The sequence below is a fragment of the Pseudoalteromonas umbrosa genome (assembly GCF_030125375.1).
GTDB lineage: Bacteria > Pseudomonadota > Gammaproteobacteria > Enterobacterales > Alteromonadaceae > Pseudoalteromonas > Pseudoalteromonas umbrosa.
This window is the reverse complement of sequence record NZ_JASJUU010000001.1, coordinates 1,473,674-1,493,596: the sequence shown is the minus strand read 5'-3', so window position 1 is coordinate 1,493,596 and position 19,923 is coordinate 1,473,674. Positions and strand designations below refer to the sequence as shown.

17 protein-coding genes are annotated in these 19,923 nt (G+C 36.8%); 12 read left to right on the top strand and 5 right to left on the bottom strand.

Features of this window, described 5'->3' with window-relative positions:
- Window positions 1-88 precede the first annotated feature (88 nt).
- The gene (locus QNM16_RS06410; RefSeq protein ID WP_284019713.1) at window positions 89-859 is read right to left on the bottom strand and encodes a DsbC family protein; all 771 of its coding nucleotides are present in this window, start codon (window positions 857-859) and stop codon (window positions 89-91) included.
- Window positions 860-982: 123 nt separating this feature from the next.
- Window positions 983-1,984 carry a tetratricopeptide repeat protein gene (locus QNM16_RS06405; protein WP_284019712.1) on the bottom strand — a complete coding sequence of 334 codons (1,002 nt, stop codon included), beginning with the start codon at window positions 1,982-1,984 and terminating at the stop codon, window positions 983-985.
- Between the two features lie 674 nt (window positions 1,985-2,658).
- Here QNM16_RS06405 and QNM16_RS06400 point away from each other — a divergent pair.
- The 9 genes from QNM16_RS06400 to QNM16_RS06360 all read left to right on the top strand — a co-directional run bounded on the left by QNM16_RS06400 (window position 2,659) and on the right by QNM16_RS06360 (window position 9,622).
- Window positions 2,659-3,279 (top strand): hypothetical protein, encoded by a 621-nt coding sequence (locus QNM16_RS06400; RefSeq protein WP_284019711.1) that lies wholly within the window; start codon window positions 2,659-2,661, stop codon window positions 3,277-3,279.
- A 143-nt stretch (window positions 3,280-3,422) separates the two neighbouring features.
- Window positions 3,423-3,863, top strand: coding sequence for a hypothetical protein (locus QNM16_RS06395; protein ID WP_284019710.1), 441 nt, complete (start codon window positions 3,423-3,425; stop codon window positions 3,861-3,863).
- A 114-nt stretch (window positions 3,864-3,977) separates the two neighbouring features.
- Complete coding sequence (locus QNM16_RS06390; RefSeq protein WP_284019709.1) at window positions 3,978-4,289, top strand: hypothetical protein; 312 nt, start codon at window positions 3,978-3,980, stop codon at window positions 4,287-4,289.
- A gap of 72 nt (window positions 4,290-4,361) precedes the next feature.
- Complete coding sequence (locus QNM16_RS06385; RefSeq protein ID WP_284019708.1) at window positions 4,362-4,685, top strand: hypothetical protein; 324 nt, start codon at window positions 4,362-4,364, stop codon at window positions 4,683-4,685.
- Window positions 4,686-4,897: 212 nt separating this feature from the next.
- A complete protein-coding gene (locus tag QNM16_RS06380) occupies window positions 4,898-5,389 on the top strand; it encodes a hypothetical protein (RefSeq protein ID WP_284019707.1) in 492 nt (163 codons plus the stop codon).
- A 422-nt stretch (window positions 5,390-5,811) separates the two neighbouring features.
- Window positions 5,812-6,663: a hypothetical protein gene (locus QNM16_RS06375; RefSeq protein WP_284019706.1), complete on the top strand. Its 852-nt coding sequence runs from the start codon at window positions 5,812-5,814 to the stop codon at window positions 6,661-6,663.
- Between the two features lie 266 nt (window positions 6,664-6,929).
- The gene (locus QNM16_RS06370) at window positions 6,930-7,904 is read left to right on the top strand and encodes a TolB-like translocation protein (protein WP_284019705.1); all 975 of its coding nucleotides are present in this window, start codon (window positions 6,930-6,932) and stop codon (window positions 7,902-7,904) included.
- 466 nt (window positions 7,905-8,370) lie between these two features.
- The gene (locus QNM16_RS06365; protein WP_284019704.1) at window positions 8,371-8,784 is read left to right on the top strand and encodes a DUF6326 family protein; all 414 of its coding nucleotides are present in this window, start codon (window positions 8,371-8,373) and stop codon (window positions 8,782-8,784) included.
- A 148-nt stretch (window positions 8,785-8,932) separates the two neighbouring features.
- Complete coding sequence (locus QNM16_RS06360) at window positions 8,933-9,622, top strand: DUF4386 domain-containing protein (RefSeq protein WP_284019703.1); 690 nt, start codon at window positions 8,933-8,935, stop codon at window positions 9,620-9,622.
- 631 nt (window positions 9,623-10,253) lie between these two features.
- On the opposite strand, the gene QNM16_RS06355 is transcribed toward QNM16_RS06360, so the two are convergent.
- Both QNM16_RS06355 and QNM16_RS06350 read right to left on the bottom strand, forming a co-directional pair.
- Window positions 10,254-11,723: an FAD-dependent oxidoreductase gene (locus QNM16_RS06355; protein WP_284019702.1), complete on the bottom strand. Its 1,470-nt coding sequence runs from the start codon at window positions 11,721-11,723 to the stop codon at window positions 10,254-10,256.
- A 55-nt stretch (window positions 11,724-11,778) separates the two neighbouring features.
- Window positions 11,779-12,477: a phosphoglycolate phosphatase gene (locus QNM16_RS06350; RefSeq protein ID WP_284019701.1), complete on the bottom strand. Its 699-nt coding sequence runs from the start codon at window positions 12,475-12,477 to the stop codon at window positions 11,779-11,781.
- 437 nt (window positions 12,478-12,914) lie between these two features.
- On the opposite strand from QNM16_RS06350, the gene QNM16_RS06345 reads away from it, so the two are divergent.
- From QNM16_RS06345 to QNM16_RS06335, 3 genes are all read left to right on the top strand, one after another.
- Window positions 12,915-13,907, top strand: coding sequence for a transposase (locus QNM16_RS06345; protein ID WP_284019700.1), 993 nt, complete (start codon window positions 12,915-12,917; stop codon window positions 13,905-13,907).
- A gap of 738 nt (window positions 13,908-14,645) precedes the next feature.
- A complete protein-coding gene (locus QNM16_RS06340; RefSeq protein WP_284019699.1) occupies window positions 14,646-15,086 on the top strand; it encodes a GNAT family N-acetyltransferase in 441 nt (146 codons plus the stop codon).
- A gap of 147 nt (window positions 15,087-15,233) precedes the next feature.
- Window positions 15,234-15,512 carry a hypothetical protein gene (locus QNM16_RS06335; RefSeq protein WP_284019698.1) on the top strand — a complete coding sequence of 93 codons (279 nt, stop codon included), beginning with the start codon at window positions 15,234-15,236 and terminating at the stop codon, window positions 15,510-15,512.
- A gap of 642 nt (window positions 15,513-16,154) precedes the next feature.
- Here the strand turns inward: QNM16_RS06335 and QNM16_RS06330 are convergent.
- Complete coding sequence (locus QNM16_RS06330; RefSeq protein ID WP_284019697.1) at window positions 16,155-19,676, bottom strand: hypothetical protein; 3,522 nt, start codon at window positions 19,674-19,676, stop codon at window positions 16,155-16,157.
- Between the last annotated feature and the right edge of the window lie 247 nt (window positions 19,677-19,923).

The following is a 19,923-nucleotide window of genomic DNA, read 5'->3' as shown; positions in this document are numbered from 1 at the left end:
AATTATAGCCAAGTATTTTGTTCCGCATATGTGGGCATTAGTTATCAGTCAGAAATTTCTTGCCTCTGGGTACATCTAAATATCCTTCTTAAGTTGATTTTATTTTCTTAATTATATCTACAATATCTTCAGTACTTATAAAGCCGGGTACTGCTTCTCCATTGGCAAATAAAATGGTTGGCGTGGCGCTAAAGCCAAATTTTTGCGCCAAAGTTTTTTGAGTATTGAGGTTGTTAATACATTCTGGAGTTGCTTGAATGTTTGTTTCAAAATGTCCCGTATGCATTGCAGAGTCCATCGCTGCTTGCGGGTTTGTGGCGCACAGTGCATTTACGGTTTTATTGAAAGCTTTACTACCCGCTTTTCCTCTGGGCAACATGACATAATCGACGCTGATACCTAGCTGGTTTAAGTCTTTAATTTGAGCGTGAAGCTTTCTGCAAAATGGACAGTCAATATCGGTAAAAATAGTTATTTTATGTTGCTCTTCAGCTGCTGAGTAGGTGAGAAGTTTCTCTCTTGGAATAGATGCGAGTAGTGTTTGTCTATGATGCTGATTTGCCTGTTCAATCAGGTCTGTGCTTGTAGAAGTGTCGATCACTTTACCCCAAAATAAGTGTTGCCCATCTTTACTGGCAAGTAAGATTTGATTGTCGATTGTGACGCGCTCAAAAGTGTCATTAAATGATGTTATTTCAAAGCTTGCCTTAGGGCCAAGCATTTGATGTAGCTTTGCATTTAGAACTGGGTTTGAGTAATCAGGTGATTGATTAGTAGGTACTTCTGCGGGTGCTACATTAGGGCTGGTAAAAGATAAAGTAGCAAACGCTAAAATTGATAATCGATTAAATGCTTTCATTGGCTGCTCTCAAGATTAGATAAGAAAATACCTTTATAAAGTGAGCTGCCCATTTTATGTCAGTATAAATGCCTCTAAGTTTCTATAATTATATATATTAACTTACTATTCATTGGTTTACGTTTAAGTGGTGAATTGTCTTATGCCTATTAACTGGGCCGTGAATTCAATGTTTTCACACTCAAGTTTTGAAGTCACAGAGTCTTTAAGTTCTTTACAAAGTTGCGCGTATTCGCTTTTTGCTATTTTATTTTCTGCGTGACTTGATAGGGCCTCTTCACTGTCGATTTGCATGCCTACCTCTGAGTTAAAAGGGTTATTTTGCTGCTTACTGACTAAGGCTGCGATTTGTTGTTCGAACATGTGCGCACTGCAGATTGCAAAACCTTCTTCAGCGGATTCTTTTCCTTGAATTGCAAAATCTAGAGCATCTTTAAAATTATGCTGCATCGTGGCTATTCTGCTCAATAAAGAGAGTGCTTGTCCTCGATAATAACTTTGTGATTTATTTTCTAGAACTAGTTCATGTGCTAATTGCTTAGCATGGGCTAGCTGCTGTTGATTGAATTTTATTTCGGCTAACAGTAGCTTGGCTTCTTGAGAATATGGGTTTTCCTTTAGGCTGAACTCCAGCCATTTTTGAGCTGTTTCGTAGTCTTGTGAACGATAAGCATCAACTGCATTTGTATAGCTGCTAAAAGCTGGTGGTAAAATAGGTTCAAATGCATTGTTTTCTTGAATTAAAAAGCTCGTTGAGGTGGCACAACAAATGGCCAGGCATACAGCAATGGCATAGTTTGTTACTTTATTTGACTTTTTTACTGCGAGTTTATCGATAGGAGCTAGCCAGTAATAGCCATGATTAGGTTGAGTGCGAATAAGGTTTTTATTGGGCGCGAGCTTACGTATTTCACTGATCACTTGAAAAAGGCGGTAATCTTGGTGTGGTGAATTGCCCCATAAAGCAGTATGTAATTCATCTTTGGTGATCAAAATTTGAGGGTTATTAATAAACATCTCTATTGCTTGCGCTGTTTTAGGTCGGATATGAATGGTTTTACCTGACTGACATAATTGATAGCTTTGATCACAAAAGGTAAAGTCTAAGAATTTAAAAGTTGCCACACGTTATCCTTTTTTCGCAAGTTAGATGACATTTATAATGCTTAATTTATGTGTAAGCAAGTTGGTCAAGCTTCTAAAAGTCACTTAAATTGGGCTGTGTATGTGCCATAAGGTAATTATGCATAGATTCTCTTTTACATAGTTCAATTATAATTAAGTAAATCTATAGTGTTTTGAGATTTTCTGTTTAATAAAATGAACCTGATAGTAAGAAATAATAACGGCATGAAAGATGTTTTAAATAAAGGATTAGAAGCATTAAAGTCCGCCTCGAAAAATTTCAGATGACATAGTTTCAGGTTTTTCGATGGTTAAAGACAAAATATCAAAAACCAAATAAAACAGGCACAAATTTATTGCATCAAGTGATTGAGGTGCAATAAGTTATGAAATCGCATAAAGGGGGTTACCCAATAGAGATGACATGAAATAGTACTTTTGGTATATCTTGCGTATATATATGTGGATATATATAGCGCCTAGTATTTGTCAAATATCACTGTTATACGACAAGTGACGTACTTTAACCATTTCTAATTTGGTGACATCTGCTTAACTTATTGTTATGGTTTAGAGTATTGAAGTGCATATTTAAAAAGCTGTTGTTATGCGGCATTTGTCTTAGATAAAAATGTTAGCACTCCCCATATCTTCAATAACAAAGGTGTACAGAAGTGGATATGAATCAATTAGCTGAAGCTTTACCTAAAGAAGCTATTACAAAAATAACAGATTTGGCTTGCACAACCTTTCAAAAGGTAACTTACCCTTTAACTGCTACGACTGCTGGAATTGGGCTACTTATAGAAACCAAGTTTGAAGCTTTAAATGAAATGCAAAAAGTACTTGCAGCCAAAGCTATCGAAAAAGCTAAAGAGAAAGTGGAACAGGCTAGCACCGCTACTTCAGAATCAATTAAACCTCAAATCTATTACATAGCATTAGAGTGTGCGGACACATTTGTAGATGAAGTTCAGGAAGAAATTTGGACCAATGTACTAGCCCGTGAAACCGTGCTGGGTGAAATACATCCAGAAATTGCAAGACTTTTGTCAAAGCTAACAACTGCGGATCTTATGCTTTTGAACGATATAGCGATGAATCAAGAGAAGAATTCCTTTAGCCGTATATTAGCAACGTTTAAGAAAGATAAATCAGCGTTAACACCCGTTAGAAAAAGCTTCAACCACTTTTTTCTCAGTGAGCTCGGTCTAATTACCCATCAGGAAAACCAGTGGATGACAACATATGCAGGTGTAGAATTACTCTGTAGCATCGAGCCTTTAAGTCCGTAGTGCTAACAAAGCGATCAAGAGGGATTCCCAACGCTCGGCATTTTGGGTTTGATTCAGTTTTCGTGATTACGGCACAATGGTTTAAGTTATGTGGTCTACGTTACTCACTTCTTAACGCGGCGTTATGTTTCAAGGAGGCTTAGTTGAAAATCGGATTACAGAGTAAAACTCAAGTTAAGAATGGAGTTATCCAATCATACTGGTTTGAAAACGAGAGCATTGGCTTACCTAAAACTCTCTTTCATAGAGTAACTCTTCCTCTTACAGAGTTTGATTCTGGTTTAGATTATGATGAGCAGCCTACTAAAACTGAAATTATTTTAGATTGGTATAAATTGGACTTAGGCTCACCTTCAAGGTTAGATGGAATGAATTTGAGTCACTCAATATATACAGATGCCGAAGGTTCTGTTTATATTGGTTGTGTTCATAACTGGTGTGATGTTAAAGAGCTAAATATTACGAAAAATGAAGATGGAAGTTTCAGGGTGTCTGGAACTATTTTCATTGAGTTTGACAATGAAGGTGTCGGTGAAAACGAAAGCTTCACTTTTCAAACGTGTTGCGAGTACATTGAAACATAACAAACGCTTCAACCAAGGGACGCAAAACAGCAGGCTTGTGCTCCTTAGTCGCTAATTTTAGCCTGCTTTTTTGTGCCGTTTACGGCAAGCGTTATGACTAAAGGAATCGTCAACATGAATATTATTATCCCGATCTTTCTTGCTTTTGTTCTTCTACAAGGCTGTGACGCTGCAGATGACATGATAGGAATGTTTGAGAAGCAAGAACTCGCTCAAGAGTTAATTAAGTCTAAGTATGGCTGGGAATCTCAGCTTGGCTTTAGCATTGATAATGGCGTCCTCACTCATGTGACCGTAATACTTGATGCTGACGAAGTCCGAGGGGAAACAGTGGAGAACCTAGAAGCAGTCAGTAGAGAAGTCGTCTCAAGCGTCTTCAAGAGCACTCCAAAAGCAATTTACATTCAAATTGCCAGTGAACCATAATAATCTAACGAATCTAGTCCGGTAAGCGCCGCTCACTGAGCAGCTTATTGGGCGTTATACGTATATCAAGTTATGAAAATACCCGAGTATTACCAAAAAGCTAAGGAAGTAGCTGAAAACAGTGAGCTACAAGGCTCCAATGAATCTCAAGAGATTTTGAATGCGCTTAATTACGATCGCTTAGATGATCACCCTTCATGTTGGGTGCCTAATGTTCAAAAGGCACTGTTAGAATGCTTTAAGGCAAGATCTGATATTAAGTCTTCACAGTTAGCGTTAGATCTTTATATCGAAGGGGAAATAATGTGGAGTAAAGCAGAGAGAAAGACAGCTGTTAAAGTTGGCTTCACATGTTTAATTTTAGGCATTTTAATAGGGGGGCTTGTTTGGTCGTAAATACGTATAACAAGGCGCAGCAACGAACCTACGGCCGCTGCGTGTGGCGTTATAATAACTTCAAGGCAAGAGTTTGTGTTCAAGAATAAATGGGAATTATCATTTTTTAAAACCAGATGGGACAGACACAAAGTCGTTTACTTCACCAGTTTTAAGTCAAACTTTTTGACTTGCATTAGCACAGCGCTATATAACTAAGGACAATCTTGAGTATGCCCAATCTTTTCATTCCTCAATGTTTCGAAATACCCAAATGCTTTGACACTGAAGATTTCCATTTTAGGGTTCTTGATGACGCAGTTGCAGAGTTAGATTTCGATGCTGTCATGTCTAGCCAAAAAAGGCTTCAAGGAGTTTTTGGCCCAGAATCAAAGTGGCCCCAAAAAGAAATGACTCTTGAAGAAAATATAGAAAGTTTGAAAGTTCATAAGCAAGAGTTTGAATCACGAGAAGCATTTGCTTATTCAGTATTTAACTATTCAAGAGATAAATGCCTCGGCTCTGTTTATATAGACCCAAGCCAGTCGCCAAACTATGATTGTGAAGTATATTTGTGGGTTAGGGACGATAATATCACTTTAGATAAGGTACTTTATCAAACAGTCTTGAAATGGCTTCAAGAGGTGTGGCCTTTTTCTATGATAGCTTTTCCAGGAAGAGATATTTCATGGGAAGAATGGGCTAAAGACTTAAACCGTGTATAACAAGCTGTTAAACAAGGAAAAAATACTAACCAAATGAGACAGGCATGACAAGAGCACGGGAAGCACTGATATAGTTGTCGTCGACGCCTTATTATCACTTGATAGCACGGAGTGTATACCGTGCTTTTTTTATGTTGAGAAGATAAGTACATAGGTAAAATCTTTTACCATAGTCAATTCCAAATGACATCCCGCCCAGCATACAAAACAGCGCCATAAACAGTTTGTTTATATCTATATTTACAGCATTTGATAACGCGATAAAAAAATTTTGAAAAAATTGGAGAAAAAACCTTTGGAATGCGTGTCTTAAATTCCATTTTTTATGCCTTTACATTAGATGTGAATTTCAAGTTTATTTATAACTTCTAAATAAATATGAAATGCACAACAATATTAATGTTAAATAGGAAAAGAAAATAATGAATAGAAATTTACTAGTTACAGTTGCAATGACTCTTGTTTCTCTGGGAGTTTCCGCAAGTGCCGAAGAAAGTAATGGAAGCTCATCACTACCTGCTTTCGAACAAAAAAAATCTGTTTTAGTAAATTCGAAGCCAGTGATACACCAAGCCGAATTGAGTTTATTGAGGGCCGATTCTGCGGAATTAGCCTTAACATATTTAAGTGCGGATAGAGAGAACTTTGACGTATTAGATGCTCATTTTGAAAGTCTATCGAATATGGATAAATTTAAATTGTTGTCTTTGGCAAAGAAAATCCAAATGTTTTCTGTGGATTCCAAAAATAGTAAGTGGTTTCAGAGTGATCATCAGGTATCTCTCCAGAATAAAGTGCTAGAAGAAGCGGTTAAAATTGCAGATGAACGCTATGGTACCTTTTTCGGATACTTAGCGGATAAGGAGGTTGAAGAAGTATTTAACGATGCTCTGGTGATTAAAGGGCTGACAAAAGAAGATGTTTTCTCAATAAGTAGCACTTGTGATCTTTATGTTTATGACACTAGTGTTACTTATAAAAAGAAAACGTCTGGTACGGCATACACTCCAAATAATGTTGTTAGGGCTATTAATGATGAAGGGGAGTGGCCTTGTGACTATGAAGTTCGTTATTTAAACCCTAAAAGTTATGTTTTTAGTAATAATTACTTCGTGAAATCTTTAATAACCGCAGAAAAACTTGGTTACGGTGGAACTCTCATAGCTAGAAATCAAGGAAGAAACATACTTTTTGGTTTTGGAAAAACGCTTTTTTGGGTTGGAAGTCCAGACTTTGTTATGAAAACATTTAAAGAAGATGTTTTGGCTTATTAGTTAATAAATAATAAATATATGGACAGACACAAATAATAACAGTAATTCGATCTGCTTTTCTAAAGTGCCTGTCCAATTTATTTCTCAACTTATTCAAAACTCTCTGTATATCCCTAAGCTCTGTGGTTTCATCGTTTTTTTAAATTTCAGCAAAAATGTTTTGTTAGTCTTTTTTTTAAGGACGTAGTTGTTTCTCAAGCAGCTTAATTCAACACACACAGAATTATCAAAAAAATAAGTGTGCTAAAGCAAGAAAGGATATTTATATGATGAGGCATAAAACAGTCGCGAAAATCGTACTATTGGTTTCAGCAATCTCTACTCAATGGTCTGTGCAAGCAGATGACAAGTTAGCGAAAATTTTAAACAAGTTAGAACCGAATTTATTTGCACCAAATACAGTATCGACCAGCCAATTTGAATATGGTTCTAGTTTATCTCCCGATGGGAAAAAGTTTGCGTTTGTTAGAGCATTGGCCCGATTCTCACATAGTGCTTTAGTCATTACCCACAAAAAAGGGGGTACATGGCAAACCCCAACATTACTGCCCTTTAGTGGTGAGTTTCATGACACTAACCCGTATTTTTCCAAAGACAGTGACACTTTTTACTTTACCTCTAGAAGACCAGTTGAAGGTGAGGATAAAGGGATCTTTAAAATGTGGCAAGTAAGCTATGATGGCAATAAATTTGGACAGCCTCAGTTAGTGCCAGGTAAAATTAACGGAGATCATAATGTGATCTACCCAACTGTGCACGTCAATAAAGATATTTACTTCTCATCTGTGATTAAAGGGTCGAAAGGTGGTATGGATCTCTTTATGTCTAAGTATCATCCTGAAGGTTATCAAGCGCCAATTGAGATTTCAGAGCTGAACTCCACGGCCAGCGATGCAGACCCCGAGCTTTCAACGGACGGAAAACTGTTGTTTTACACTTCAATGAGGCCGGGCGGTTTAGGCCATTATGATTTACATGTGTCAGTTAAACAAAAGGATGGTAAATGGGGGAAGCCAATAAATCTAGGTGATAAAATCAATTCACGTAGTATGGACTCAGATCCTATTCTATCAGCTGATGGTAATACCTTATTCTTCTCAAGTGATAAAAATCCCGACGTGAAAGCTGTGAAGAATTATAATGAATTGCTACAGCGGCAAGAGAGTATTCATAATGGCCTTATGAATATCTATAGCGTTGATATAACCGAACTCAATAATTACCTTCGCAATAATATATAAATTTCAGATAAATACTGAGTGCAATAATAGAAAGCCTTACAGATTACTCTTTAAGGCTTTCGACCCCTGACTATACTGCTAGAAGACACTCTGATGTTATTCTTACTCCACCCTTTAATTCTTCTGTGATTTTTAATAATAAGCTGGGCTATAAAATTGTAACAATCTGTATTGATATCTAAACAGAGATATTTTCGGATGTATATCGGCTGTAGCATAGATGAAATGGCGATTCTATATCAAACTCAATTCTAGCTTTTGTAAGGTAAACAGTCCCCAAGACTTGCTAAATATAATTATGATACCAAGGTAATCGTACTTTGATTGTTTCTAATTGTTTCCGATATGGTTACATATGGTTAAGTTGTTGTTATTGTCTAATGTAATCGAATGCGTATCTGGATAGCCATTAATATGAGGCAGGAGATACGCTGTATTAAGAGACAAAAAATGGAGTATTAGAATAATGTCAAAGTTCTCTGAATATCAGGTAAATATCAAAATTAAGCTTTGTGCTTTATGGTCTGCTGTAATGTCACTTTACATCTATTGTGATTATTTTGAACTTTATACGCCTACAAAAATCGAGTCTATGATAGACGGTACGACTATTTTTGGGGCTGGCGATCAGACTGCTTTGCTAGGATTGTCTTCGATAATGTTAGTAACGAGCTTAATGATCTGCTTGTCAGTTTTATTACCAGCAAAAATAAATAGAATATTGAATATATTAGTAGGGGTCATAATGACAATTATGCTTATGTTTCTTGCTTATGCTGTAGGTTGGTATTTTTATAAAATGTATGCTGTTGTTGAGTCGATTTTGACAATGGTAATTGTGTGGCTTGCTTGGAAATGGCCTCAAGAGTCCAACGAATAACAAAGCCTCAAAGTAGGGCCTGTATCGGATTGATTCGGGCTCGCTTTGCTTCTCTTTTTTATAATCAATTGCTCATCACTTGAGCCGGTATTTCAGCCCAAGTTTTGTGATTTTAAGTTCAATAAGTCTATTTTATTAAGGAAAAGTCATGTCTAAAAATAGTATTGCTAGGCTAGCTGGCTTATTTTATTTGGCAGTCGTTTTAACAGGAATATTTAACCTTATTTATGTACCATCTCAACTTATAGTATGGGGTGATGCGGCAGCAACGGCTAATAACATTCTAGATTCTGAGTTTTTATTCAGGTTAGGCATTGTGAGTGGGGTACTTTGCTACATCAGCTTTTTTGTATTGCCGTTTATTTTGTACAAATTATTCGAATCAGTTGACAAAACTTACGCATTTTTGATGGTGGCGCTCGCTGTTGTCAGTGTCCCTATATCTATTTTCAATATGGTCAATAAAGTCGATGTACTTACACTTCTTAGTGGAGCTGAATATTTAAACGCATTCGATGCAGAACAAATACATGCACAGGTGATGTTATTACTTAGATCATATAATAATGGGATTTCAGTTGTTCAGATATTTTGGGGCCTTTGGCTATTTCCTTTTGGTTATCTAGTTTATAAGTCAGGCTTCCTTCCTAAAATATTTGGTATTTTGCTTATGGTAGGCTGTTTTGGATATTTGATAAAATTCTTCTCTTATCTCCTATTTCCAAATGTTGCAATTCCTATCTTTGTCGAACTGCCTGCTTCTTTAGGAGAAATTGGAATATGTTTGTGGCTTCTAATTATGGGAACTAAAGATAAACCAACAGAAAGGAATGCTTAATTCATGTTAAAGAAGTTTTTATTTATCTGATGGCATAAAGTAAGGGAAGCCAGCATGAAGTAAAAAAGCGTCACTTCGCTATGTTTTTCCTCTGCTGGCAGACTTAAGGTTCTGAGACTATGGGTAGGTTTAAATCGGCTGTTCATAATATTGGGCATCATGTTTTAAGTGCTCATTGTGCCATTTTATCTGCGGGTTAAGCTTTTTGTGAGAGTAAGCGTACGCGTGAGAGTAAAGAGGTTCTCACTATAGATCTCTTAAATTCAATTATTCATTACTCTAAAACGTAACTTAGGACAGGCACCAATTTGCATAACTTAGGAGACATAACTTAGGACAGGCAGAAATTTATTGGTTGGATAAAGCCCGTTTACCGATTTTAAAGAGTCAGTTAGTGGCTTAGCTTAATGGCACAAAATAGGGGAGTAGGTAGAAAGGAAGCTATTGTATACGCCTATGTTTTTTTAAGTTTTGAAAAGGCGCAGTTTGTAAAGCATAGCATCTCTGAAATAATCATTAATCTATATCAGACGTGTCTAGAACACCTATTTAAATTGGTAGAAAATTTTGTTTTCCAGAGTGAAGGGAGGCGACTTTAGGTTTTGGGGTGACCTAAAGCCGTCATAAGTGGTTACCTGACGCTTGCCATTGTACGTCTAGCAAGGTCAACAGGAAAGCCTCGCTCTTGTGCCAGGTGTTCTGCTTTTTGAGCAATTTCCTCCTCAGCTATATCGCTAGTTACAGAAATGTCCATAGAGGTATTTAGGCTTTGTTTTGAGAGCTTCTCAGTTAACAAACCTAGTTCGACTAGCTTATCAATAATCGTGTTCGCAGCTGGCAGGGCTGATGAAGCCTTAACAATTTCACATCGTGCATAGCTATTTGATTGAAAAGCAACATCAGCAACTCTCAGTGTTGCATCTGCCCCTGGTATTTGCTGCGCCCCATACATCGGCCGGCCACCAATGTCGGCACTATTAAAAGCGGGGATAAAGCCTGCTACTTTCTCAATAGCTTTAGAGGTTCTTTCATTGATGACTTGTTCATCCCACTTATGATTTACTTTGTTGATGTATTTGTTTGGCAACTCAGGCTGAGCGCTTTCTTGCTTCGAGGAAACTAGGCCATCTTCGAAAAGAGTGATGTCGGGCGTCATAGCATGTATTTGAAAATAACCGTTAGGGTAAGGGGTTAATTGGGTCATGCCATTTTCGGTCCCTCGAGTACCATGAAAAATAATTTCAGGCCAATTAGTTTGATAGTCATTCCAACGGCTTATATAGGCAGCTTTAAATTCAACCATACGTTTTGGTTTAAGCCCGACCATGTCATCGATAGTGCCAGTTCTAAATCCACAAGCATTAATTAAATAATCAACTTCAAATGTTTCTTCTACACCCGAACGATTTGCCTCTATTATCCACTGTTCAGCATCGTTTTGTGCTACTGATGTGACTTTTGTACTTGTGAGTAACTCACAATGAGAACTACTTTCTAGTGCCAAACTGGTCAACGCTGCTAACCTAAAAACGCTAATGCCATATTCTTGTACCAAAAAAACGGGAAACTTGAGCTGAGTCAAATCGGTTTGCTTGGCAAAGGCAATCATCCATTCATCAGGCGTTTGAGGGTGATTTGGCACAGGTAACTGTGATAGGCGTTCAAGATCGATTTGTTGATACAGCCTAAAATATTCTGAGGCTGGTCCAAGTATTTCATTTTGTGGATCTGACGCGATTAGTCTTTGATACTCTTTTTGAAGCACTGTCAGCCTTGATGTAACGTCGTTCGGCTCTCCATTATCGTGTAATGGTACTGCTACGATTGTCGGTCTATAATCTATGGCTTCTCGATATAACTTTGCAGTATTAATCGATTGTTTCAATAAATCGATACATTGTTGGTCTGATATTTCTCTATATAAATTACCACCCGCATGAAGATGACACATGGGTGGACCATTAACTAGGCTACTTTCTTTTTCGAAAAGTAGTACATCAGCGCCTTGTTGGCTTAGTTGTAATGCGATAGTCGCACCGCCAATACCACCGCCAATGATTCCTACGCGGGTTTTGGCATACTCAGAATGTTTATTTAGCATGTTCTAGACAAATAATTGAAATGTTAAAACGTAAACCTTCAAAAGGTTGATCTTATTAATCTACTAATTCCGTAGCGGGGACTAAAGCATCAATAATATCCGCGAAATTATCCAATATTAGTGATGCGCCATGGCTATTAATGTCTTCACCATGGTTATATCCATAGGTTAACCCTACACTTTGCATTTGAGCTGCTGTAGCTGCAAAAATATCGTTTTTCGAGTCCCCTATCATTAAACAATTTGAGGGAGCAACGCCTAGTGTTTCACATACGTAAGTTAATTGCATTGGGTCTGGCTTGCGTTTTGGTAAGCTGTCGCCACCTACAACCATTTCAAACAAGTCATTTAGGCCTAAATGCTTTAGAATAGGTCGAACAAACTGTTCAGGTTTGTTTGTGACAATCACCAAGCGATAACCGCTGCGATGTAGGGTTTCTAATGTACTTTTTACATTAGGGTATAATGTCGTCTCAACACATACATTTTGCTCGTAATACGTTAGGAATATTGAAAGTGCTTTTTCAACATATGCAGTGTTTAAATCAGGGCTAATCTCAATACTGCCTGATAGTGCTCTTTTAGTTAACACTTCAGCACCGTTACCAACCCAGCTGCGAATGATATCTGTAGGGTAAGGTTTCATGTCTAATGCATTAAGCATCTGATTAATACTAAGTGCAAGATCTGGCACACTGTCAATCAATGTTCCATCCAAATCAAATAGCAATGCGTCTTTGTTGGTGAATTTCAATGTAAATTCCTACTGTTAGCCCTAATCTAAATCGCGCTAGTGTAACTTTAAAAGGACTCGCTTTCTACGGTTAACCTTGATGGATCTTTGCAAATTGCGAAATCTTAACAAGCTACATAACTTTTATACTGTTTTTCACTATTGTGATTTGGGGTCATTTATTTAAGTGTGGTGTTATACGGCGTTTTGGCGTTTTCGGTTCAATAATTAAATACCATGTCTATTTTATTGTTTTTTGTAGTTTATTGTTGCTTTGGAGTTTGGATTCTAGAGTTATGGAAGTTTTAATAATATATGTTCAGGATAGGCAACATAGGGCAGTAGGTAACGAGGTAACCTAGCAGATCTGATGATCTAGGACAGGCATTAATTTATTGCTTAAGTCGTGCCATTGAACTACTGTTTAAATATCCAGTTAAATATAGGGTTGAATCAGTATGACAAGGGCAAGGAAAGCACTGATAGATTTGTCATCGACGTCTTATTACCACTTAATAGCACGGTGTGTCCGCCGTGCCTTTTTATGTGGTGAAGATAAGTACACAGGCAAAAATTTTGACCATAGGCGAACTTGGTTAGTAGAGCGAATAAAGCTGCTAAGTAGTGTATTTGCGATCGAAATAGCAGCCTATGCCATTATGAGTAATCACTATCATCTGGTTGTTAAAGTAAATAGACTGCAAGCACTTAATTGGTCTGATAAAGAGGTGATATTGAGATGGTGCAAGCTATACAAAGGCAGCCTACTGACTGATAAATACTTATTAGGAAAAATACTGACTGAGACAGAGCAACTATTTGTATCTGAGTTGATTGAAAAGTGGCGTGCTAGGTTGTACGACATAAGTTGGTATATGAAAAACCTTAATGAGTACATTGCGAAGAAGGCGAATAAAGAAGACAACTGCACCGGTAAATACTGGGAAGGGCGATATAAGTCACAAGCCTTGCTAGATGAAACAGCGTTGCTCAGCTGCATGGCTTATGTAGACTTGAATCCAATTCGAGCAAACGTTGCAAGTAGGTTAGAAGATAGTGACTTTACATCGATTCAAGAGCGCATACAGCATTTTCAAAATACTAAAGGAATCGACAAAAAGTTAAATCAAAATGAAATTGAGGGTCAAGCTAATCAACCGAAGTCACTAAAACCTTTTGGAAAAAGAGAGCATGAACACACATTGCCTTTTTCATTTTTGGATTATCTTGAGTTAGTAAAATGGACAGGTAATCAAGTTCACCCAAACAATAAAGGGTATATATCAAATGGTATGCCTAATCTAATTGAGTCACTTAAAATGGAAGAAGCGACTTGGCTGGATAGGGTTCAAAATTATGGTAATCACTATGGTGATTATGCCGGTTCGCAAACAGTCTTAAGGGCACATGCTGCTAAAAATGACATGAATTGGTATAAGGGGGTTGGGTAGAAGTTAATTGCAATCTCTCTATTCCATTTCATTTCATTCCTCTTTCATTTGTTAAGCAATATGAAAATTTTCCTTAGAAAAATCTATTTTTAAAATAGGGTGGCTTCTGACAGTTTTACCCAGTGAGAAAGCTTCATTTAGAAAATTTAATTGTAGTAGTTCGATTAGCTTTTCAAAGTGTGCCTGTCCCGCGTATTCATTTCAAAGTGTGCCTGTCCTGCGTATTCATTAATACGTTACCGCTACTCTAGGTATTCTCTATTTGAGACAAGGTATTGGTTCCTTAGACTTTTAAGGAGCTATTTTAAATAGCCAGCTCAATTAATAATAAGTTACTACCTTAATGTGATTACCCTAAAATCGGTCACACCAGTGTAAATAGTACAATGATCATAACCTGATATAGATACCGGACTTCCAGACGCATACGCAGTTAATATTATACTCATATATTGTTCACCTTCAGTAGTAGAAGTATCTAATACATAATCAAAATTCTTGTTTGATTGGCAGCTAGATGTACTTTTCATTGTCCCTTCAATCTTTATAAAAAACTTTTTACCATACACTGGTCCCATTAATACGGACTTGATTTTTCCATCATGACTTGATGGCACAAAGCTCAATCCACTATAAATTGCTAATAAAAAAATTAAAAACGCATATATAATATCCTTTAAAGTTAAATTTAATTATAAATTAGGTAATCACAATTTGATATAAGGAGGGAAAAGATAAGTGTATTACACATTACGAAAAGCAAATGTTGATGATTTAGATTTTTTAATGAATCTGCGCAGAATAACAATGGATAACTATTTATTAAATGATGGCGTAGACATAAGTGATAGTGAGCATCTTTTTCGCATAAAGCATAATTTCGAAGATGCACAAGTAATCGAAATTAACAACACAAGTGTAGGTTTGTTTAAAGCCAGTTTTATACCAGAAAAATCACAATGGTACATTTTTCAAATACAAATTTTGCCTTTATATCAAGGTTTAGGAATAGGCAGAGAGATAATTACCAGTTTATGTGAAAAAGCCAACAAGGAAAAACTATCTGTTGGCTTAAGCGTTCTCAAGAGCAACCCAGCCAAGAGCCTTTATGATTCTCTTGGATTTCGAGTTATTGAGTCAAATAGTTCGGAATACGAAATGGTGTATGATATCTCTTAAACACAGGAAATAAACGGAAAGTAAAAGCGTTTGGCTATAAGGCGGAACTTAAGTTTTTGCCAAGGGTATATTGTAGTGTATTGTAGCTGGTTCTATCTTTGTCTAAATGTATATATTTAATAAAAATTTATATCAGTAGGAGGTTTTATGTTTGTTGTTGATCAAAAATCTTGGTCATGGACATTATTTCAAAATCATAATGATATGTATCTAAGTGTTGTCTGTGGAGGAGTTGCAACGTATGAGGTTGATATTCAATTAACTGTAACTGAAGTATCTTCGTTTAAAACGTTTGGGTGCTCTTTTATTGATGAACTAGCAAAAAGTATATCTTTTAGTCCAGGCTCTTATTCAAATAGAAAATCAAACTTTCGGAATGAATTTGATATATCTTGTGCGATTTCTAAGTGGAGAGAATCAAATTAACTTTGGCAAGAGCAAAGTTGCTAGCATCTGTAATCAAGTTGGCTATGAACATACATTATGGATATTATGTTGTTACATTTGCCGTTTATTTTTTATGTTATTAAATAAGTTAGATATGGAACCTGAAAAGCCAACAATACTTGGAGAGAACAAATTTAGACCATCAGCTAGGTGTCCTAATTGTAATTTAATAATGTATTTGGGAAATCGTTGTCCCCATTGCTACTATTTGCTAAATCACTCTGAGCAGAACGCGCAGCATCAATTCTGGAAGAGGACGCAAAGAGAGGGATACATTAAAGGGGCTATTTTCTTTTCGTTATTTTTTACATTTGTACTCCTCATTTTTGGCTTATGATGAAATCCGTTATTTTGAATGTCATTATCTAGTACTTCCAGAAGTGTAGTTTGGTTTTCTCTTTTTAGAGTTTTAAAGATTTTGAGGTGATTATTTAGTCAAAAGGAAGTGTGTGTCATATTTAAAGCTAGTTTTATTACTCATTTACACAGTGAATGGAGTTAATAATGATATTACACCATGATGCCGGTATGTACATTGCTATGATTTAATTTTATAAAATTAAATTAGAAAAATATTTAACAACTGGCACATTATTTATGTGCCAGTTGTTGAGCTGTAGTTTAGTAATAACTCGCCATGTAACACATGTCACCAGTACAAGATACATTGAAGTCGAGCGTCAAATAATATAGATATTCAATTGAGCTGATATCGACTTCTGACAATGCATTTTCGTGTAACGTGAGTGAGTTTAATTTACTATTATTCGTGAAATCAACAGCAGTTAGTTTATTGTTGTCGATATATAACGCTTCTAATGCAATATTATCTGAAGTATTGATTTCTGTTAGTTTGTTGGTGTGGGCGTGCAGGTTCTGTAATGCCGCACTTTGTGTGATATTCAATTGAGCGATATTGTTTAGGCTTACATTCACCTCGGTAAGTTCAGGCTGATCTGACAAGTCTAATGCACTCAATTGGTTGTTGGCTGCATATAAACTCTTCAAAGCTGATCCAGAGGCGATGTCAAGCTTGGTCAAATTATTATGGCTCACTTCTACCAACTGCAATGCTGGGCTTGCTGTAGTATCTAGCTGAGTCAGAAGGTTGTTACTGACATCTAGAGTAATAAGGGAAGGACTAGACGATAACTCTAGCTCTGTAAGTTGGTTGTCAAATGCTCTGAGTTCAATTAGTGAGTCATTGCTTCCCAAAGCCAGAGACGATAAGTGGTTGGCATTCAAATTGACCTCAATCAGCGATGGGGCATTGCTCAGGTCAAGATGAGTTAGTTGATTAGAATATGCATTCAAAATTTGTAATGTGGAGGAAGACAACTCTAACTCTTCTAACTGGTTTTCGTAAACATGAAGCTCCTTGAGTGCGTCCATATCTGCTAGCTTGATTGATTTTAGCAAGTTATTATTGGCATAGAGATAAGCTAGAGAAGGTGCATTTTCAACTGTTAGAGTCTCTAGTTTGTTACTACTTGCATTTATTGTCTCCAGCTTGACTTGATCTGAAATGTTCAATGAAGTTAGCTGATTACCCTCTACATATAGGAGAGTCAAGGCTTTGTTGGCGCTTAAGTCTAATTGCTCAAGTTGGTTAACATACAATACTGCAGACTCTAAAATCACATTGTTAGTTAAGTCAATCTCGGTTAGCTGATTGTAAGCAGCATTTAGGTACTGCAAGGCGCTATTGTTGCTAATGTCTAATTGCTTAAGTTGGTTATCAAAGAGTGTGAGATACTCTAAAAGAAGATTGTTGGATAAATCAATATCGGTAAGTACATTGTCAGAAGCATGCAGTGACTTTAACTTTGTGTTGTTAGAAATATCTAGCGTCTCGAGGGCATTACCGCTAACATCCAAGTAATCCAGTTTTGTATTGTGCACTAGACTGAGGCTTGAAAGTTGTGACCATGTGACATTCAGAGATTCGAGTTCAGGTACATGTGACAGGTCAAGGTGCTTAAGTGGCAAGCCTTGCAGCCATAAATACTGGAGTTGAGGGTAAACAGATAGATCTAAGTCACTTATTTGTATAGAGTTCAACTCTAAGTTCGTTAGTTGTGTTAAATGAGATAACGCTATGTCGCTCAGGTAATTACTGCTTAAGCTGAGATTTTTTAAATCTGGTGTGGCAGAAAGATCAAGCTCAGCAAGTTGCCAAGCATAAATCGACAGTTTTTCAAGTTGAGAGTTGTTAGATACATCGAGCGAGGTGATCCGACCACTATATACTGATAGACTTTTAAGTTGCTTATTACTTGATGTGTTGAGGTGATTCAGTTCCCAAGCCGAAACATACAGCTCTGTTAATGACTCATTTGAAGAAATGTCCAGCGCATTAAGTTGTGAGTTATATATTCTCAGTGTTTCCAGTGCTGCATTGTTGCTCAAATCAAGCGTTGAGAGTGCTTTCCCCTCGATTACTAAATGAGAAAGGAGGACATTTTTTGACATATCTAGCATTTGCAAACTTTCTGAAAAGACTGTTAATTCTGTCAAGTTTATATTTTTTTCTAGTTTAATGGCGCTTAGCTGAGAGCCTGATACAGACAGCTTTTCAAGAGCTTTAAAGTTCGAAAAATCCAGATTAATAAAACCATCCCCAGAAACAGATAATTCAGTCAGTGATTCGTTAACCGGAAAGTTGAGCTGTGTCAGTTGGTTATTTGATAAATGGAGTGAGGTTATCAACGGGTTACGTGAGATATCTAGTTCAGTTAGCTGGTTGTTTTGTATATAAAGTTCAGAGAGATTAGGTAACCCAGTTAAATCTAACGCTGACAATTGGTTGTTCGCAAGTTGTAAATAAGACAATTCTGTATTATTTGACAGATCAATCGAATTTAAAGCATTACCGTAAAGATCAAGTGATTTCAGACTCGGTATATTGCTTAAATTAATGCTTGTTAATTCATTAGAATGCAGCATTATCTGTTCCAAAGCAGTGTTCTTGCTGAGGTCAATCTCTGATAATTGGTTGCTTGACGCTGACAAATATATTAAGTGCTCTGCATCTGAGATGTCCAAGTTGGTAAGTTGGTTATTAGACAACTCAAGATGAGTTAATTTCTGCGTATTAGCTAAGTTTAAACTGGTTAGTGGCGTATTATAAATATACGCATCAAGTAACTCTGGGTTCTGCGACAGATCCAACTGAGTGATAGCTGTTGCGTTAAACCATAAGCGCTCAAGTTTAGGGTTACCAGAGAGCTCTATACTAGTGAGAGCTGTGTTGTTAATGTTTAAATTTGCAAGGTGTATGTTAGCACTTAGGTCAAGATTGGATAGGACTAGGCTGTCTATTGACAGGGAAGTCAGTTCTTTTTGCTTTGATACATCAAGCGTTTCTAATTGAGCTGCTTCAATGCCTAATTGACTAAGTAGCGTGTTATGTTCAATATTTAGGTTGTTTAAGTGCTCGCTGTTTATAAGCAAATTGACTAGGGCTTTGTTGTTGGAGATATCTAAAGATGTTAGCTGGCTATCATTTATTGTTAGATACTCGAGTTGATTGTTATTGGAAAGGTCAAGGCTTTCAAGAAAAGGACTGGATACGGTCAATGAGCGCAACTCTAAATTTTCTGATGTGTCCAAGCTTGTTAGTTCTTGATTTTGTAGCTCTAGATGATTGAGCTTTTCAAAGTGTTTAATAACATCAGTATTAATGGGCTGAGGACAGTATAAGTAAGTTACTTCATCTGCGTACACATAGTTGGAATCGTCAAATTGGCACTGAGTGAGTAACGAGTCGACATCTAGTGAATCTAGAGTAACACGAGGCTTAAATTGAATATCAACGGTACAGTTCGACTGTATGTTTTCAATAATATATTGATTGTCAATCAGTACGCCCCCACAGCCAGTAGCTGAGCTTAAGTAGTGACCGAAATCTGGCTCTACTAAGAAGTAGGTAGAACTACCTTCTCGCACCGATGGCTCTAAGTTAGTGACTTTGCCGGAACCACTAATATTGGTATTTAGAGTAAAGGTTTTAACTGGTGTTATGGTAGAAGAGTTACTCGATTCATTATCACTATTATTGCTGTTACCACCGCCGCCACCGCCACAGCCAGTCAATAAAAGCGAGAACAACGCAGCTACAAGGGAAAAAGGTTTATGTGTCAATTGGGTACTCCAGATGTTTTTCTATAGATTGCCAAACTGCACAGGCTCTGAATGTGCGGGCAATGAATTTGCCGCTATTGTAATCGTGTACATAAAAAAACTACAGAGTAAATGTACTAAAGCTTATAATTGATAATAAAATTAATGTTAACCCTTTGTATGCTAGAGAATTTTATCTTTTAAGTGAGTTGTTGGTTATTTGAACTACTGGAGTGTTTGTCAGTCAGCCCTGTAAGCAATGCTACAA

What these genes read in the sequence shown, in the direction of transcription:
- QNM16_RS06410 (WP_284019713.1), bottom strand. Translation starts at nt 859, where the DNA reads ATGAAAGCATTTAATCGATTATCAATTTTAGCGTTTGCTACTTTATCT.
- QNM16_RS06390 (WP_284019709.1), top strand. Translation starts at nt 3,978, where the DNA reads ATGAATATTATTATCCCGATCTTTCTTGCTTTTGTTCTTCTACAAGGC.
- QNM16_RS06385 (WP_284019708.1), top strand. Translation starts at nt 4,362, where the DNA reads ATGAAAATACCCGAGTATTACCAAAAAGCTAAGGAAGTAGCTGAAAAC.
- QNM16_RS06380 (WP_284019707.1), top strand. Translation starts at nt 4,898, where the DNA reads ATGCCCAATCTTTTCATTCCTCAATGTTTCGAAATACCCAAATGCTTT.
- QNM16_RS06375 (WP_284019706.1), top strand. Translation starts at nt 5,812, where the DNA reads ATGAATAGAAATTTACTAGTTACAGTTGCAATGACTCTTGTTTCTCTG.
- QNM16_RS06370 (WP_284019705.1), top strand. Translation starts at nt 6,930, where the DNA reads ATGATGAGGCATAAAACAGTCGCGAAAATCGTACTATTGGTTTCAGCA.
- QNM16_RS06365 (WP_284019704.1), top strand. Translation starts at nt 8,371, where the DNA reads ATGTCAAAGTTCTCTGAATATCAGGTAAATATCAAAATTAAGCTTTGT.
- QNM16_RS06360 (WP_284019703.1), top strand. Translation starts at nt 8,933, where the DNA reads ATGTCTAAAAATAGTATTGCTAGGCTAGCTGGCTTATTTTATTTGGCA.
- QNM16_RS06355 (WP_284019702.1), bottom strand. Translation starts at nt 11,723, where the DNA reads ATGCTAAATAAACATTCTGAGTATGCCAAAACCCGCGTAGGAATCATT.
- QNM16_RS06345 (WP_284019700.1), top strand. Translation starts at nt 12,915, where the DNA reads ATGACAAGGGCAAGGAAAGCACTGATAGATTTGTCATCGACGTCTTAT.
- QNM16_RS06335 (WP_284019698.1), top strand. Translation starts at nt 15,234, where the DNA reads ATGTTTGTTGTTGATCAAAAATCTTGGTCATGGACATTATTTCAAAAT.